This window comes from Sneathia vaginalis (genome assembly GCF_000973085.1).
Lineage (GTDB): Bacteria > Fusobacteriota > Fusobacteriia > Fusobacteriales > Leptotrichiaceae > Sneathia > Sneathia vaginalis.
In genome coordinates this window covers 526,162-544,625 of record NZ_CP011280.1, presented here as the reverse complement: position 1 = coordinate 544,625, position 18,464 = coordinate 526,162, and the positions used below count along the sequence as shown (strand labels likewise).

Here is an 18,464-nt window from a genome sequence, read left to right as displayed (position 1 = left end):
ATGGAATTTAAAGAATTATTGTTCGCCCACATTCAAAATTTGAAAAAGATTAGTGAAGAAGACTACATCGAAGAACAAACTAAAATGTACTTTATAGCCCCATTTTTGAACATATTAGGCTATAATGTATTTAATCCTGATGATGTAGTAGCAGAGTATGTAGCTGATATAGGAGCTAAAAAAGGTGAAAAGGTTGACTATGCACTTAAGATTGATGGGAACATTGAAATATTAATTGAAGCTAAAGCTAAAAATGACACATTAGAAAATCATGATGTTCAACTTAAAAGATACTTCAATGTTACAAATGCTAAGATAGGTATACTTACTAATGGTATAATATATAAATTCTTTACAGATTTAGATGAAAAAAATATTATGGATAACAAACCGTTCTTAATAATAGATTTAAACGACCTAACAGATGACAAAATAGCAGAACTTAAAAAGTTCACTAAAACATCATATAACACAGATTCAATACTTGATAGTGCAGAAAACCTAAAATATTCAAATAGTATGATAAGCTTCCTTAATCGTCAACTAGAGTCACCAGATGATAACTTTATAAAATTAATGGGCAGAGAGATATGTGACCAAAAAATGACACAATTAAAAGTAGAGAGCATGAAAGCAATCTTCAAGAAAACTTTTAAAACATTTATAAACGATTTTGCAAGAAAGAAATTTGAAAGTGCATTGCAAAACTCTAACTTACCAACAGACAACGAAAATAGTGCAACTAGCAATGAAACACCAAGCAATGATGAAGTGGCAAACTCAAATAAAAAGCAAATTATAACTACAAGTGAAGAATTAGAAGCTTTTTATATCATCAAGTCAATACTTAGAAAATACATAAATTCAGATGAGATAACATATAAAGATACTGTTTCATACTTTGGTGTATTGCTTAACAATAGAGTAACTAAGTGGATATGTAGATTATACTTAGATGGTTCTAAGATGTATATTAGTTTTCCTTTGGAAAGTGAAGAAAAAAAGAAAAAATACGAAGAAAAAATACAATTAAATTCACTTGAAGATATATACAGTTATGAAGATAAACTAATTAAGATAGTTGAAGAGTTAACAAAAGAAAATAAGTAATAAAAATTGCTCCTATATATATAAGTATAGGAGTTTCATTTTTTTGAAAGAATGTGGGGTATAAAAAAATGGCAAGCTTTAAAATGATAGAAAAAGGCAACTGGGAAGTTAGTTTTTACTGTAAACAGTATAACGGAGAGAACAAAAAAATAAAAAAAAGAGGGTTTAAAACTAAAAAAGAGGCTAGTGAATATTCTAATAGGTATATCAACATGCATACAGGTGCTATTGATACTATGTTCTTTGATGTTGTTGATGAATTTTTAGCTTACAAAAAAACAAGAGTTAAATTCCATACATTTAATATGTATAAGACATTTAACAAAGTAATTAGGACAAAATTTGAGAATAAACCAATAAGCAAAATAACTAATAGTGATATTGCAAGGTTATTAGATACAATTAAGTATTCCTATAGCCAAAAGATGATTAAAACAAAATTAAACCTATTATTCAAATATGCTAAGACATACTATAACTTGCAATATAATGTTATGAATGATTTTGACTACGAATATATTAAGACGACAAAAAAAGAAAAAGAAATATGGACTTTAGAAGATTTTAAGAAGTTTGATGAAATTCTAATAAAAGAAAACAAAATATTACAAAGAGCATACTTTAATTTATTATTCTATTCTGGTGCTAGACCGAGTGAAATATCAGGATTAAAACTGGAAGATGTAGATTTCGATAAATGTACAATCAATATAAATAAGACAAGAATTTCTTTGAATAAATCAAATTCGCCTAAAAATCAGTCTAGTATAAGAATTGTTACCATTCCACAATTCTGCATTAAAATATTAAAAGATATGATAAGCAAGAATTATCCAAAAAAAGAATATATTTTTGGTCTTTCAAGCCCATACAACTATTTTTTAGCAAGAAAAATAAATAAATATAACTTAAATAAAATAACTTTACATGGATTTAGGCACTCGCATGCTAGCTTTTTAATAAAAAAAGGCGTAGAAATTACGGCTATAAGTAAGAGATTAGGTCATAAGAATTCACAAATAACATTAAGTACTTATGCACACTTTTATAACGATAAGACAGATAAGATAATAGATTTGCTAAACGAACTAGAATAGAACTTTTTTAGAACTTTTATTTTTGATTAATTCTATTTGATACAGTAAATAAACGAATTATAGCATTAAACATGTATTTCATTTATTAATTCATTTAATCCTTTAACTTTTTCACCGTTTTCTTTCGAATAACCTGATAATAAAGTATTATATTTTTCTATATCTACCTGTCTTAAATAACTATTATATTTACTTACATCAAATAAATTATCCATAGTTTTTTCATCAAATTTATTTTCATTTAAATATTTCATTATTTTTTCATCTTTTTTTAATTTTTCATATAATTCAACATTTTTTGAATATTTTTTAAAATTATCTGCTATTCTATAAATTGCTGATGCACTTTTACCATTTACTGTAAATATATTTTTTATATTTTTAAAATATGCTGTAAAATATGTTGTTTTTTTATCAAATTTTTCTACTTTTCTTTTCTCATCTTCATTAAAATCTGGGCTTTCTTTTATATCTTCTATACATTTCCCTGAAAATATATTTTTAATTCCTGGATAATCCTTAAATTTTTTCTCAATTTCTTTTTGTAATAATTCATCTATTTCTTTTTTTTCCTTATTTAATAAATCATTGTATAATTTCTTCCAATCAACACTTATTTCTGATAAGATTTCATCTAAAACTTTTAAATAATATTTAGTCATTATTTTTTTTGCTTCAAAACTACTATCATACAAGTCTTTATCTTCGTCATAAATAGATTCCATAAAATTTTTTAATGTATCTCCTTGTGGTTTTAATTCAAATCTTAATGTCTTCATTAAAGGAAATTCATTTTTTATATTTTTTAATTCAAATTTCTTATTCATATTTTCCTCCTATTTTTTCCTTACACATATTATACCCCATTCTCCCCCTATTTCAACACTTTTATGTGTTTTTGTAAACATTTGAATAAATATTACAATGTATAATAAATAAAATGACCTAGAATCCTTAAAAAATTCTAGGTCACATTTTTATCCTTTTGCAATACATTTAAATAGCCTTATTCCATCCTCTATTACATCGTCATTAAATTTGTAATTTTCATTGTGTATACTTGGACCATCTCCTGTTCCTAACATGAAAAATAGTGATGGACAAAATTTCTTGTAGTATCCAAAATCTTCACTTGCTCTAATAGGCTCACTCATTTGCATATACTCTACACCATATTTATCTAATACTTTTAAAGTCTTGTTGCATAGGTCAACATCATTATTTGTTTCTGGAAAATCATCATATATTTCATATGTATAGCTATAGCCATCTTCTTTCATTTCTTTAATCTTTTTAATTATTTTCTTCATATCTTTATCACTTGCTGCCCGTATAGTTAATGATATTTCACCACTCTTAGGTGAAACACCAAAATTAAGTTTACCCATAGATAAATTAATGATAGTAACTAATACTAAAGATTCAAAATCTAGATCTTCAAATTTACTACTTTTAAATCCAATATACTTTGATAAAGGCTTAACCCTTTCAATAATTTTTGAAATTGCATAGCTGGGATTTAATCCTTTTTCAGGTTCTGATGCATGGGTTTGTATACCGTCTATTTTAATTCTAAGACCTAATGATGCACATTGTATACATCCTTTACGGTAATATGCTACACCTTTTTTGAAATTAGGCATATTATGTAAACCATATATTTCATCTATGGTATTATCTTTGAATAACTTATCGCATAATTTTGCTCCACCACCATTTTCTTCAGCTGGTTGAAACAAAAATATCACATTATTGAAAGGTCTATCTTCTTCTAGTGCCATAATAGTTCCACACATAATTGCTGTATGACCATCATGTCCACAACCATGAAACATTTCATTTTTTGAATTCATAATAGCATCATGGTCCGATCTAAAAGCAATAGTCTTAGTGGGATTTAAACCTTTCATTTTGGCATAAAACCATCCATCTTCTTCTACAATTTCAACATTTGTATTAGCACGTAAAAAATCCTTAATTAATTTTTGTGTTTTAACTTCATGATGTGCAATCTCAGGACATTTATGTAATTCTTTTCTAAATTCAATTATTTTATTAATATCCATCATTACCTCCAAAAAAATGCTAAAAAGCTAGCAAACTTACATTTACTAGCTAATTTAATATATTAACCTAATGGATCAAAGTAATCTAATTTTATTACTTCCTTATCCAATCCATCTTTAAATTCATCTGAAATATATTTCTTATCTACAACAACTGAGTAATTGTGATCATCAAACCATTTATCTGACATAGAGAATATACCTTTTTTACCTACTTCATCTCCCCAGCTATTTTCAACTTCCCACATTAATGGCTTACCTTCATCATCTAAGTCTACACCAACAAAAGTCATAGCATGTGTCATATATGCTGAATAGTTTAATAATCTATCTACCTTAGAAAATTCTCCTAATTGAGTTAATGTTTTATCATAATTGTATAGTTCACTATCTAATATACCTAATTTTCTATCTGAACTTTGTCCAACATCACAACCAAACCATACAGGTGCACCATCTTTAATTGATGCTATTGTGACTTTTTTTAGCTCGTCTATAGTTACATTTAGGAATTTACTTGGACCATATTCTATTACTGAACAACTATATGGTAATTCATACATTCTTCCCTTCAAATGTTCTTCTCTAGGATCTGCTACCAATTCAACCTTACTTAACAAATCATCTTTTGCATAAAGTTCCATAAATTCTTTAGGAGTAACATCTTTTATTCTAACAAATTTCTTGTCCTTATCTCTATATTCATATGTAAATTTCTTAGGTGGCATTCCTAATGCTTTAACACAAATATTATATACTTGGTATAGAGTATCATCTTTAATCTTAGATATTTCTTCAGATGTTTTTGCTTTTCTAATTAAACAAGCTGCTCTTTTTAATCTAACATCTAATACTTCATTTAATATATCAGTATTTGATGAATGGAAAGTTTCTGGCATAACACTTTTTGGTACTACACCATACTTAGTAGCTAATCCTACAAAAAAGCTCCAATATCCTCCATCAGATACACCTATACTCATAATATGTTCAACTAATCTATCCCTTACTGGTAAATCTTTTGTTTCAATAATATATTCTAAGTATGTATTAGCCTTTTCAATTTTATCAAAAAATTGTAAATATGCTTGTGAAAATTCAAATGTTTCTACATTTAACTTTTCCATAGTATTAACTCTTAGAACGTTTAATGCTGAGAACATCCAACATCTTCCTGATCTTTTTTGATTTGTAATTTCACCTTTTTTAGTTTCATCTGAAAAGACAAATTCATGTTTTTTTACAACTTCTTTTCTTAAACTCGCTTCATTTATACCAACATTAGTAATTGCATCTTGTATTACTAAGTTTGCTTCATTTCCAAGGTATTTACCTTCAAATTTTTCTAATAATTCTTTATTTATCATATTCCCTCCTCATTATTTTACAATAGGTTTAATCCAGTCACTATTAGACCCCATAGTATAGTTTTTAATAAATTCTTCCTTGTATTCCTTAAATCTACCTTCTTCTATGGCTTTTCTAGCTTCTTTTACTAGGTTTAACAAGAACCATAAATTATGGTATGTTGCAAGTCTTTGTGCTAGGACTTCATTAGCTTTAAATAGATGTCTAATATATGCTCTAGTGTAATTTTTACATACATAGTTATCTGAAATATCTAGTGGTCTTGGATCTCTACTATATTTTTCATTCTTTATTACCAATCTACCATATTTTGTAAATACTGTACCATGTCTTCCTATTCTTGAAGGATGAACACAATCCATCATATCTACACCATGTTCAATTGCTTCTAGCATATCTAGAGGCTCTCCAACACCCATTAGGTATCTTGGCTTATCTTTTGGTAACTTAGGAGTAATATATTTTAATATTCTATACATATCTTCTGTAGGTTCACCTACTGCTAATCCTCCTATTGCATACCCTGAAAAATCGTCATTTGTTTTATATAGTTCATTGAAGCAATAGTCTCTTAAATCTTCGTATATACCTCCTTGAACTATTGCAAATAGACCTTGCTTATCCTTATTTCTATTTGCATCTATACATCTTCTAGCCCATCTAACTGTTCTATTAATAGAGGGTTCTAGATATTCTCTTGTTGATAACCCTGGTGGGCATTCATCTAGCACCATCATAATATCACTCCCCAGATTATTTTGTATTTCTATAGATTTTTCTGGTGAGATAAAATGCTTTGAACCATCTAGGTGTGAGCTAAAATATGCTCCTTCTTCTGTTAACTTTCTTCTAACTGCCAAACTAAATATTTGAAATCCCCCACTGTCAGTTAGTATAGGTCTATCCCAATGCATAAATTCGTGTAATCCACCAAATGTATTAATTAATTCATCTGTTGGTCTTAAATGTAGATGATAGGTATTTCCTAATATTATTTCTGCTCCAATTTCTTTTAATTCTTCTGGTGTCATTGTTTTAACAGTCGCCTGTGTTCCAACAGGCATAAATATTGGAGTTTTAATATCTCCATGTGGTGTATGTATTATTCCACATCTTGCATTCCCATCTGAGTATAATAATTCGTATCTTACTGGTAACATAACTCTCCTATATTACTTCTACTACATCTTTTATAGATAGTAGATTCTTTCTTAATTTTTCAAAATTATCTTTATTTTTTATCATTATTCTAATAGTCATTACAGCATAATTCTGTCCATTTTCTTCTTTAGAAACAGTTTGCATAAAGACTATATCTAACTTATGTTCGTTAATAATTCTAATTATATCGTAAAGTAAACTTTCACGATTTATTGATTTAACTTGGAATGAATATTCATATTTGCAATTTGAAACTTGTAAAAGTTTTTCATCCCAATATACATCTATTTGTCTATCTGGATCTTTTTTTATTAGTTCAATAATATTCTTACATTCCTTATTGTGTATAACAATACCTCTTGTTTTTGTGATATATCCTGCAATTTCTACACCTGGTAATGGATTACAGCATTTTGCAAAATTAAACATAGTATTGTCTGAACCTGATATTTTAACACCAGATTTATTTTCATTTTTTGTTGCATATTTATTTGCGTTTTCTATAACCTCTTCGACAATATTTTCATAGTCAGTATTGTCATTTTTAGGTTTAAATTTTTGAATAAAAGTATTTAAATTAAGACTATTTGTTGCAAACTTATAGTACAGATTATCAATAGTAGATATATTATACTTTTTCATGTATAAATACACTATTTCATCATCTTCTAATTCCTTAAATTTCAATCCTATCTTTGAAAATTCTTCTTCTAATAGCTCTTGTCCTTCTTTTACTTTGTTTTTAAATTCTAAATCTTTGAACCATTTTTTTATCTTAACTTTAGAGCTATTATTATTAACCATATTAATCCAGTCTTTTCCTGGACCGTTAGTTGCTTTTGATGTTAGTATTTCTACCTTATCTCCATTTTCTAACTTTTGATCTAGTGGCACTATCTTATCATTAACTTTAGCACCTATTGTCCTATATCCTATTTGTGTATGAACTTGAAATGCAAAGTCTAATGCTGTTGAATCTCTATCAAGTTCCATTACATCACCCTTAGGTGTAAAGACAAATATGGTTTCATTTAGGACTTCCCCCGTTACTTCATGGGCAAAATTACCATCTATTATCTTCTTTACAGCTTGATAATATTTTTCATTTTTATCCTTAGTTTTCTTTTCCTTATACTTCCAGTGTGCAGCTACACCTTCTTCAGCAATTTCATGCATTTGTTTTGTTCTGATTTGTATTTCGACTTTTTGGTCTTTTGTATACTCTATTGTAGTATGTATAGATTGATAACCATTAGTCTTTGGTGCTGCGATATAGTCTTTGAATCTACCTGATACTGGAACAAATTTACCATGTACTATTCCAAGAACCATGTAACATTCTTCATCTTTTTCAACTATTACTCTAATTGCTATCAAATCCATCAATTCAGCAAATTTTTTATTCTTTTCTGTTATCTTTTTATATATGCTATATAGATGTTTTGGTCTACCAGTTACCTCAGCTTTAATATGATATTTTTCAAGCTCCTTTTTTATTACTTCTATAATTTCATTAGTTATCTTTACTCTTTCAGCTCTTTTAGTATTAACTAACTCCTTCATTTCATAGTATGCTTCTGGATTTAAATATCTAAAACTAATATCTTCTAACTCTGATTTTATCTTAGACATACCTATTCTATGTGCAATAGGTGCAAAAACATCAAGACATTCTTTTGATTTTTCTATTTGTTTTTCTGGTGTTTGATATTTCAATGTTCTCATATTATGTAGTCTATCTGCTAATTTAATTATGACTACCCTAATATCTTTTGACATTGCAACAACCATTTTACGTATATTTTCAATTTGTTTACCTTGCTTTTTAGGTAAATTTCTTAATTTTGTTACACCATCTACTAAAAGTGCAACTTCTTTCCCAAAACTATATTCTATATCTGTTATCGTAATTAAAGTATCTTCAACTACGTCATGTAAAAGTCCCGCTACTATCGTATCAGTATCCATTTTCAAATCAACTAAAATTTGAGAAACTTCCAAAGGGTGTATAATATATTCTTCACCACTTTTTCTATATTGTCCTTTATGAGCTTCTCTTGCTAGAATATATGCTTTTTCTATTTTGTTCATATCTAATTCTTTGTTTAATTTACATTTTTCACAAAGTATTTCATATGCATCTTTTTGTAACATAATGATCATCCTTCTATTATAGTTGATATTTCTTCCTTACATTGTTTTAATTTTTCAACATAGTACGCTTTACCTTTGGTATCGTCTAATGGTATAGATATACTAATAGCTCCTACAATTTCGCCACTTAATGTATGTAGTGGTACACCTATACAATATACCTCCAGCTTATATTCCTCATACTCTGTAGAATATCCATTCTTTCTAATTCTTTTTAAATCTTGTAGCAATGTATCATAATTAGTAATTGTTCTTGATGTGTACTTTATTATCTCAGTATCGTTCCAAATTTTTCTAATTTTTTCTTCTGGTAAATATGCAAGTATTGCTTTACCTGATGCTGTACAGTACATTGGTGCTCTTTTACCTATTTTTGTTTGACTCATCACCTCACCATTTTTTAATGGTGTATACTTATCTATATACAAAATTTGAGAACCATCTTGTATTACAAGATGAATAACTTGTTCAATTTCATTTGCAAGTTTTGTAATTATTCGTTTTGCTTGAGTTATGAAGTCAAATCTTTGTACAACTCTATTACCTAATCTAAACATTTTAAATGTTAGTGCATATTGTTTGTTAGGCAGTTGTTTTATATATCCATTTTCTTTTAAAGCTTTTACTATTCTAAATACAGTTGCCTTATTAAGCCCTGTTTTTATGCTAATCTTAGTCAAACCTATAGTTTCTTGTTGCGATACTACTTCTAGTATACATAATGCTCTGTCTAAACTTTGTAATGAAGACATAGTGTGATCCCTCCAACGAATTACTTACCATTACAATATCATAAAATGACTAAAAATGCAATAAAAATAGGAGCAAAAGCTCCTATATACTTCTATAATATTTAATACTATTCCGATTTTTTTCTATTTATTACACTTATTCCTATTATTCCTACTATTATCATTATTATACTAATAATATATGGCATCTTTATACCACAAAGCATTAAATCTTCTGCTCTAAATGTACTTACAAATATTCTAATTACTGCGTACATTATTAAGTATATGAATGATAATATCCCTTTTTTGTATCCTTTTTTTCTAAAATAGAACCATAGTAGGAAAAAGGCAATAAGATTAAGGATTAATTCATATAGCATTGCTGGATGTAATGGACAAGTAGGAAATTCCATACCTGCTGAAGTATTTTCAGGAAATACTACACCCCATGGAACGACTGGTTTAAACTTCATTTGTTCTTTTAAAGGTAAGCTATTATACATTTGCCACCATTTTGTAAAAGTACCAGTAAATATTACTTTTAATGGTGTAAATGTAGGTACACCATGTATTTCTCCATTTGCAAAATTTCCTATTCTACCTAATGCTTGCCCAAGTATAAGGGGAGAAACTGACATATCAGTTAGTGCAAAAAAAGATTTTTTCTTTATTTTACTAAATATCATTATACCTATTAATCCACCTATTATACCACCATGTATAGCAAGTCCACCTTTCCATACAGCTGGTATATCTAATAGATTATTGCGATAGTATTCAAATCTAAGTAATACATAGTATATTCTAGCACCTATAAGGCCTGAAAATAGGGCAGTAAATGCAAAATCTTCTACTAATTTTGGATCATCTATTCCTCTTTTTATAGCGACATCATCTCTTTTTGCAAGGAAAATTGCTGTGAATAACGCTAATATATACATAAGACTATATATCCTTAATTCAAAACTTCCTATTCTAAATAGATATGGTCTCATTTTAATCCTCCTAATTCTTTAAATACAGCCCTTGTCAAATCTATTCTATGACTTGGTTTATCTGAACCTAATATTATTTCATATAGTTCTTTTTGATTGTTGTTATAGTAAATACAAATATTATACTTTGAAGCATTATGAAATCCTGTTTTTATACCCTTTACATTTTCTATTACACCTAGTAAATTATTGGTATTCTTTATTTTCTTATCTCCTACTTCATCATACTTTCTTGACACTATATCTTTTAATATCGGATAATTATTTATTAAATATTTTGATAATACATACATATCTCTTGCACTACCAACATCCATACCCGTATTTGTATATTTTGGTGGCAAACCATATGATGTAAAATATGTAGTATCTTTTAAACCAATTTCTTTTGCTTTCTTATTCATAAGATCTATAAAGTTTGGAGAAACATAGTCTTGTAACGCTTTAGCTGCTGCATTAGTTGATCTAATTAGCATTAGTCTTAATAAGTCATATACTGTGTATTCTTCATTTTCTTTTAGCTTTACACCATAAGGTATTTGTGAAACCTCTTTTGTAATACAAACCTTATCATCTAAATTTTTAACATTATCCATTACAACTATTGCTGTCATCATCTTAGTTAATGATGCTAAAGGTATTTTTTTATCTATATTATCACCTACTAGTATTTTATCATTATCTGCTAATAGATATGAAAAATATATATCATTATTTTCCATTTTTAGATATGATAAGCCTTCAGTATATTTACAGCTATTCTTATCATATAGGTCACATCTCAATTTAGAGTATGAAATAGTAGACAATATGACTAAAAAACATATCCATTTATTCAACGTTATAACTTCCTTCTCTATTATTATTTATTTCTTTAATAAATCTTTTTGCTTTAGCATCTCCATTTTTTACTGCAATATTTAGCCATTTATTTGCTTCATCATAATTTTTAATATTTGCATAGCAAACTCCTATGCTTATAGCGACTTCCTTATTACCTCTAGCATATTGTTCTTTTAAGTGCTTGATTGCTTTTTGAAAGTCCCCAGTGTTATATGCTATAACGGCTAGCTCATAATTAGCTTCTTTTTGCCCATTGCTATTAGCAATTTCAAACCATTTACTAGCATTTTTTATATCTCTTAACTTTACATATTCATATGCAGTATACAAAGAAGCTGATTTCATACCATTTTCATATGCCTTTGAAAAATTATATGATGCTTTTTGATGATCGTTTTTTTCACTAAATTTAGCAGCTAGTTTGTAGTAATAAATTGCAAGATAGTCTCTTTTCTTAGGACTTTCGTTTAATTTATCTATATACACCTTAGCCTTATCAAGCATATTCTTGTTTAATAACTCTACTATTTTTAATTTTAAAACCTCATCTATATTTTTCTTTAAACCTAAATCTATATATTTTTCCATTTCCTTGACATTATTTTTGTCCTTATAGTATTTAATAGACATTAGTATTGCCTCAGAATTTCCAGTTTTTGCAAGATCTAAAAAGTTTACTTTTTTGTCATTTGTTGGAACTTCTTCTGTTTTCTTACTTTCAACATTTTCTTCTTTTTTGTCATTAGTTAAACTTTCGACTACTTTTGACTCCATATTTCCATTTTTTAAAATTTCAACTGGAACAACTTTTTTATCATCTTTTGGTACATCACTTTTATCATCATATTTTTTACAACCTACTATGAAAAATATTAGTGACGCAATAAATATATATTTTCTCATCTTTCTTTTTGAACCTTTTTTATTATTTCATTTAATATTAATGGTATTATTACAAATAGGACTACAATATCAAAATCAAAGAAGTTTAAATTTGTAACACAAAATGCTTCAGCTAAAAATGGTATTTCAGTTAAGGCTATTTGTAATACTATCCCTACAATTAGCGAAATATTTAAATATTTATTCTTAAATATTCCTACCTTTATTATACTTTCTCTATCACTTCTCATTGTAAATGCATAACATAATTGAGAAATTGTAAGGACTATAAACGACATTGTTCTTGCATACGCTAAGTGACTATATGGTATAGAATTAATGTCCGATAATGTATTTAAGTCTATACCCTTTTCTTTTAGACCTATATAAAAGGCTAATAAAGTTAATATCCCTATAGACATACCACCTACTATTGTTCTAAGTAATGCCCCATGTGAGAAAAAGTGTTCATTTTGTGGTCTTGGTTTTTCACACATAACATCTGTAGATGCTGGGTCTACACCTAATGCCAATGCTGGAAGCGTATCTGTAATTAAATTTATCCACAATAACTGTGTTGCAATAAGTGGTAATGGCCATCTTAATATTGTCGCTACAAAAATAGAAGTAACTTCTCCTAAATTACATGACAATAGGAAGATTATAGCCTTTTTAATATTATTGTATATATTTCTACCTTCACTAATTGCAGTTACTATTGTTGTAAAATTATCATCAGTTAATATCATATCACTAGCACCCTTAGCTACATCAGTACCTGTTATACCCATACTTACACCAATATCTGCTATTTTTAAAGAAGGTGCATCATTTACACCATCACCTGTCATAGAAACGATATTACCTAATGATTTTAGTGCTTTTACAATTCTTACCTTATGTAATGGTGAAACTCTTGAATATACCTTATACTTACTTACAATTTCTTTCATTTGTTCATCTGTATACTCATCTAATTTTTCACCCATTATACATTCATCTATATTACTTGCTATACCCAATTCTTTTGCTATTGCAAAAGCTGTGTTTTTATGATCTCCTGTTATCATAACTATATTTATACCAGCTTTTTTAGCTTTGTTTATAGAGTCTTTAACTTCTAATCTTGGTGGATCTATCATACCAACTATACCTACTAATACTATATCCTTTTCAAAATCTGAAGCTGGTATTTTTTTATCAGTCTTTTTGTATCCACTTGCCAGAACTCTTAATGCCTTGTCAGACATCTCATTTGACTTATTTACTATTCTTTCTTTTATATCTTCTGTCAACTCTTCTTCTCTACCATTTATTAGAACTTTAGTTGATACTTTAAGCAAGCTATCTAATGCTCCCTTAACATATACAACATAGCCCTTATCTACAGTATTTAAAGTAGAAGCCATTTTTCTATCTGAATCAAAGCTAAATTCATCTATTCTTTTTTCTTCTTTTTCTAATTCTTCTTTTATCTTTTCATTCTTTATACCATATGCAATTAATGCTACTTCTGTTGGATCTCCAAGTTCTTTACCGTCTATAATAGTTGCGTCTGAAGATAATACCATAGATTTTATTAACATGTCTTCACTATTATCAAAAGTAAATGTATCTACTACTGTCATCTTATTTTGCGTTAATGTCCCTGTTTTATCTGAACATATGTAGTTAACAGAACCTAGTGTTTCAACAGCAGGCATCTTTTTAATTATTGCATTTTTCTTAGACATTCTTGTAACACCAAGGGCTAAAACTATTGAGATTATAGCGACTAAACCTTCTGGTATAGCAGCTACTGCTAAACTTATTGAAGTTATTAGCATATCAACAATATTTCTACCTTGTATTGTTCCTATTACAAATATTAATATACATATTATTATCGCAATATACCCAAGATATGCACCTAATTTATTCATTTTTTTCTGTAATGGTGTTTGTTCTTCTTTTACTTGTAACAGTTTTGCTATATGACCTATTTGTGTGTCTGTACCTGTTTTAACTACTACACCTTTAGCTCTACCATAACTTACTAATGTTGACATAAAAGCCATATTTGTAATATCTGCTAATTGTGTATTTTCACTTAAAATATCATCAGCATTTTTTTCAGCTGGAACTGATTCTCCAGTAAAACTACTTTCATCTATTTTTAAGCTCATAGTTTCTATTAATCTTAAATCAGCTGGTATAACTCTACCAGCTTCTAATAATACTATATCTCCTTTAACCAAGTACTTTGACTCAATTTCTACTAATTTAGAATCTCTTAAAACAACAGCCTTAGGGCTAGTCATTTCTTTTAAAGCATTTAATGACTTTTCTGCTTTTAACTCTTGCACTACACCTACTACAGCATTAATTAAAACGACTATAAGGATAATTACTGCATCAGTTATTTCCTTATTCACTACTACAGTAATGACAGCAGAAACTAGCAATACATAAATCATTACATCATTTATTTGTTCAAATAAAAGTTTAAGTATAGATTTTTTCTTTTCTTCTTCCAGCTTATTATACCCATATTTTTCTAATCTAAGCTTGGCTTCATCACTTGTTAAACCTGTATTTTCATTAGTTACAAGTTCTTCTAAACACTTATTCTTATCTAAATTAAAATATTTCAACTATATCTCCTCAATTTTCTCTAAAAATTTGTATTGTTTCTAATAGGTTAATTAAAATATATGGAATTATATAAAATGTAGTTATACCTAATACTGATGGTGTTAAAAGTACTAGTATTGTTCCTAAATATCCAAACCCTATATTTATTCTAGTATACGCATCTTTTACTTCTATTCCATTATTGGCTAATAGGACTTTTTTACCTAATTTTAATAATATTGTTGCAATTAGTATAAAATATGCAAATAACCATACTTTTTTCATAGCAACTAGAGGTAATAATATACAAAGTATAATCACCTTATCTGATAAGTCGTATAGCATTTGGTCATAGAAATTAACAATATTTCTTTGTAAAATATTCATTTCTTCTAATACATATACAACACCAGCATAAAGTAAGTATAGGATTGTAAAAATTCCAACAATTATTCTTGTTGATGAGAATATAGTATATGTTGATACAAAGTCTAACATTACTATAAATACTGGTAATAGTATTAAATCTATCAATTTAAATATTTTACTATCCATTTATCTCTCCTTTTAAATACTCAGTTGCTTTAATATGATAATCTATTCCTGATATTACAGTTAATATCATAGCTGGTATCATCAATATATTATTTACTACCTTGTATGCAGGTAATATTATTATTAATACAATAGTTACCATTACAACTACTGTTTTAATCTTTCCTAACATAGATGCACTCATTACACCGTAATTATTCTTAGCTAATTGTAATCTTTCATATGTTACTACTATTTCTCTTATTAACATAACTAAAACAATTAATGAACTTAACTTACCATATTTAACTGCTACGAATAAGAAAGAGAATGTTAATAGTTTGTCAGCTATTGGATCTGTTAATTTACCAAAATCTGTAACTGTATCAGTTTCTCTTGCAATTTTTCCATCAAAATAGTCTGTTATACATGCAACCACAAAGATTATAAGGGTTAGTATAGCAAAAATAATTGAAAAAGGAAAATTTAATTTAAATCTTAGTGAAGCATTAATAATTAATGGTATTATTAAAATCATTCTAAGACATGTTAACTTATTTGCTAATGTCATCAGCTTCCAACTCCTTATTTACTTTTTTCATACTTAAGCTAAATTTATCATTTTCAATGTTTATAACCTTAACATTTACAATTTGTCCTTCTTTTAATACATCTTCAACATTTTTTACGTGCTTATCTGAAATTTCTGATATATGTAATAGTCCTTCTTTACCTGGTGCTATTTCAACAAAGGCACCAAATTTAGCAAGTTTAACAACTTTACCTTCATATTCTTTATTTAACTCAACAGTCAATGTATATTTCTTAACTAATTCTAGAGCTCTATTCATCATATCCATATCTTTTCCAAATATGCTTACTCTACCATCATCTTCTATATTAATATCTACACCAGTTTCTTCGATAATAGCCTTAATAGTTTTACCTGCTGGTCCTATTAATACAGCAATTGTACTAGGATCTATTCTTAAATTAATTATCTTAGGTGCATTTTCTGCTAATTGTTTTCTTGGTTCAGGTATTTCTGCTTCCATTATGTCTATAATATTAAATCTTGCTTCATGTGCTTGTTTTAATGCAATTTTCATTATATCTTTTGTTATACCCTTAATCTTAATATCCATTTGTATTGCTGTAATACCTTTTTTTGTACCTGCAACCTTAAAGTCCATATCTCCTAAGTGATCTTCTAATCCTTGTATATCAGTTAATACTGTATAATTATCTTCTTCCTTTATTAGTCCCATAGCAATACCTGCAACAGTTCCTTTAATAGGTACACCAGCTGCCATTAATGCAAGACATCCACCACAAATTGATGCTTGTGATGATGAACCATTAGATTCTGTAATATCTGAAACAACTCTTACTGTATATGGAAATTCATCTTCTGTTGGCATAACAGCTTTTAATGCTCTTTCAGCTAAATTACCATGTCCTAATTCTCTTCTTCCTGGTGCTCTCATAAATCCTGCTTCACCTACTGAATATGGTGGGAAGTTATAGTGTAATATGAATTTCTTTCTCTTTTCTTCATCTAGACCATCAACTATTTGTTCATCATCTTTTGAACCTAGTGTTACAGTAGCTAATGATTGAGTTTCACCTCTTGTAAATAGTGCTGAACCATGTGGTACTGGTAAAACATCTACTTGTGCACTTATAGGTCTGATTTCATTTATTTTTCTTCCATCTGGTCTATATTTTTCATAAATTATTAAGTTTCTAACTATTCTTTTTTCCATTTCATGATAATATTTACCAAATTCTTGTTCATAATATTCTAAATTCTTTTCATTGTCTTTATTTAACAATTGGTCAATTATGTCCGATAATTCTTTTTCTTGCATTTTTTCATTTGCAATTTCTCTTGCCATTTTTTCTCTAAAAATTCCTAGCAATTCTTCACCTAAATTATCTACTGCTTCTTGTTTTTCTAATTTACCTGGAACTAATATAGCTTTTTTTAGTTCTTTTTCATAACCATCAAGAAATTCTACAACTTTTTCATCAAATTTAATTTCTTCAACTTCAAGTTTTTCTTGACCTATTTCATCTATTATCTCTTTTTGTCCCTTACATATTTGCTTTATTTGTTCATGACCAAACATTATAGCATCCAACATTTCATCTTCACTAACTTCATTTGACCATGCTTCAACCATGGTAATAGCATCCATTGTACCTGCAACAGATAAATATATTTTACTTACTTCTTGTTGTTCTTTATTTGGATTTAATACATATTCTCCATCTATATATCCAACAGTAACTCCAGCAACTGGTCCTTCAAATGGTATATCTGAAATACCTAGTGCAAGTGATGCACCTATTGTTGCTAGATTTTCTGGCATATTTACTCCATCATATGAAACAGTGTTAATAACTACATGAACAGCATTTAAAAAGCTTTCTGGAAATAGTGGTCTTATTGGTCTATCTACTAATCTTGAAATTAATATTTCTTCTGTTGATGGCTTTGATTCTCTTTTTACAAACCCTCCTGGAAATTTACCAGATGCATAAAATTTTTCAATGTAGTCAACAGTTAGTGGAAAGAAATCTTGACCTGGTTTTACATCTTTTGATCTTGTTGCAGTTGCTAATATTGTTGTCTTACCACAAGTTAATAGCACTGCTCCTCCAGCTTGTCTTGCAATTCTTCCTGTATTAACTTTTAATACCTCGTTTCCTAATTTAATTTCGAAATTTTTTTCATTTTCAAACATTTTTCCTCCTTCTTTCAGGGGCGTAGTAAATAACATTGCAAGCCTTGAAAAAGGATTCCAAAATTACTTACTACATACAACCCCTTATATTGCATTTTATCATATTTCAACTAGCAAATTCAATATTTTTTTGCTATACTACAGTGAGGAAGTGAGA

The 18,464-nt window shown here is 28.0% G+C and carries 15 protein-coding genes; 2 read left to right on the top strand and 13 right to left on the bottom strand.

All coding sequences use genetic code 11. The annotated features are described in order from the left end of the window. Both VC03_RS02705 and VC03_RS02700 read left to right on the top strand, forming a co-directional pair. A complete protein-coding gene (locus VC03_RS02705) occupies nt 1-1,110 on the top strand; it encodes a type I restriction endonuclease (protein ID WP_046328556.1) in 1,110 nt (369 codons plus the stop codon). Between the two features lie 68 nt (nt 1,111-1,178). Next, entirely contained in the window at nt 1,179-2,207 is a 1,029-nt protein-coding gene (locus tag VC03_RS02700) for a site-specific integrase (protein ID WP_046328555.1), read from the top strand. 65 nt (nt 2,208-2,272) lie between these two features. Here the strand turns inward: VC03_RS02700 and VC03_RS02695 are convergent, their stop codons facing one another. From VC03_RS02695 to pnp, 13 genes are all read right to left on the bottom strand, one after another. After that, nucleotides 2,273-3,034 (bottom strand): hypothetical protein, encoded by a 762-nt coding sequence (locus VC03_RS02695; protein ID WP_046328554.1) that lies wholly within the window; start codon nt 3,032-3,034, stop codon nt 2,273-2,275. Nucleotides 3,035-3,184: 150 nt separating this feature from the next. After that, on the bottom strand, nt 3,185-4,273 hold the full coding sequence (locus VC03_RS02690; RefSeq protein ID WP_046328553.1) for a M20 metallopeptidase family protein: 1,089 nt from the start codon (nt 4,271-4,273) through the stop codon (nt 3,185-3,187). Between the two features lie 62 nt (nt 4,274-4,335). Beyond that, nucleotides 4,336-5,640: a C1 family peptidase gene (locus VC03_RS02685; protein ID WP_046328552.1), complete on the bottom strand. Its 1,305-nt coding sequence runs from the start codon at nt 5,638-5,640 to the stop codon at nt 4,336-4,338. Between the two features lie 12 nt (nt 5,641-5,652). Next, a complete protein-coding gene (gene tgt / locus VC03_RS02680) occupies nt 5,653-6,801 on the bottom strand; it encodes a tRNA guanosine(34) transglycosylase Tgt (RefSeq protein ID WP_046328551.1) in 1,149 nt (382 codons plus the stop codon). Nucleotides 6,802-6,808: 7 nt separating this feature from the next. Then, nucleotides 6,809-8,956: a RelA/SpoT family protein gene (locus VC03_RS02675; RefSeq protein ID WP_046328550.1), complete on the bottom strand. Its 2,148-nt coding sequence runs from the start codon at nt 8,954-8,956 to the stop codon at nt 6,809-6,811. 5 nt (nt 8,957-8,961) lie between these two features. Further along, a complete protein-coding gene (locus VC03_RS02670; RefSeq protein WP_046328549.1) occupies nt 8,962-9,708 on the bottom strand; it encodes an IclR family transcriptional regulator in 747 nt (248 codons plus the stop codon). A 107-nt stretch (nt 9,709-9,815) separates the two neighbouring features. After that, the gene (lgt, locus tag VC03_RS02665) at nt 9,816-10,685 is read right to left on the bottom strand and encodes a prolipoprotein diacylglyceryl transferase (protein WP_046328548.1); all 870 of its coding nucleotides are present in this window, start codon (nt 10,683-10,685) and stop codon (nt 9,816-9,818) included. Beyond that, nucleotides 10,682-11,524 carry a D-alanyl-D-alanine carboxypeptidase family protein gene (locus VC03_RS02660; RefSeq protein WP_052727664.1) on the bottom strand — a complete coding sequence of 281 codons (843 nt, stop codon included), beginning with the start codon at nt 11,522-11,524 and terminating at the stop codon, nt 10,682-10,684. The genes lgt and VC03_RS02660 overlap by 4 nt, the downstream gene beginning before the upstream one ends. Beyond that, nucleotides 11,517-12,431: a tetratricopeptide repeat protein gene (locus VC03_RS02655; RefSeq protein WP_046328547.1), complete on the bottom strand. Its 915-nt coding sequence runs from the start codon at nt 12,429-12,431 to the stop codon at nt 11,517-11,519. The genes VC03_RS02660 and VC03_RS02655 overlap by 8 nt, the downstream gene beginning before the upstream one ends. Continuing rightward, a complete protein-coding gene (locus VC03_RS02650; protein ID WP_046328546.1) occupies nt 12,428-15,043 on the bottom strand; it encodes a cation-translocating P-type ATPase in 2,616 nt (871 codons plus the stop codon). The genes VC03_RS02655 and VC03_RS02650 overlap by 4 nt, the downstream gene beginning before the upstream one ends. 10 nt (nt 15,044-15,053) lie before the next feature. Next, entirely contained in the window at nt 15,054-15,578 is a 525-nt protein-coding gene (locus tag VC03_RS02645) for a hypothetical protein (protein WP_046328545.1), read from the bottom strand. After that, nucleotides 15,571-16,128, bottom strand: a complete 558-nt coding sequence (pgsA, locus tag VC03_RS02640) for a CDP-diacylglycerol--glycerol-3-phosphate 3-phosphatidyltransferase (RefSeq protein WP_046328544.1) — start codon at nt 16,126-16,128, stop codon at nt 15,571-15,573. The genes VC03_RS02645 and pgsA overlap by 8 nt, the downstream gene beginning before the upstream one ends. Next, nucleotides 16,112-18,307: a polyribonucleotide nucleotidyltransferase gene (pnp, locus tag VC03_RS02635; protein ID WP_046328543.1), complete on the bottom strand. Its 2,196-nt coding sequence runs from the start codon at nt 18,305-18,307 to the stop codon at nt 16,112-16,114. Before pnp ends, pgsA begins: the two co-directional genes overlap by 17 nt. Between the last annotated feature and the right edge of the window lie 157 nt (nt 18,308-18,464).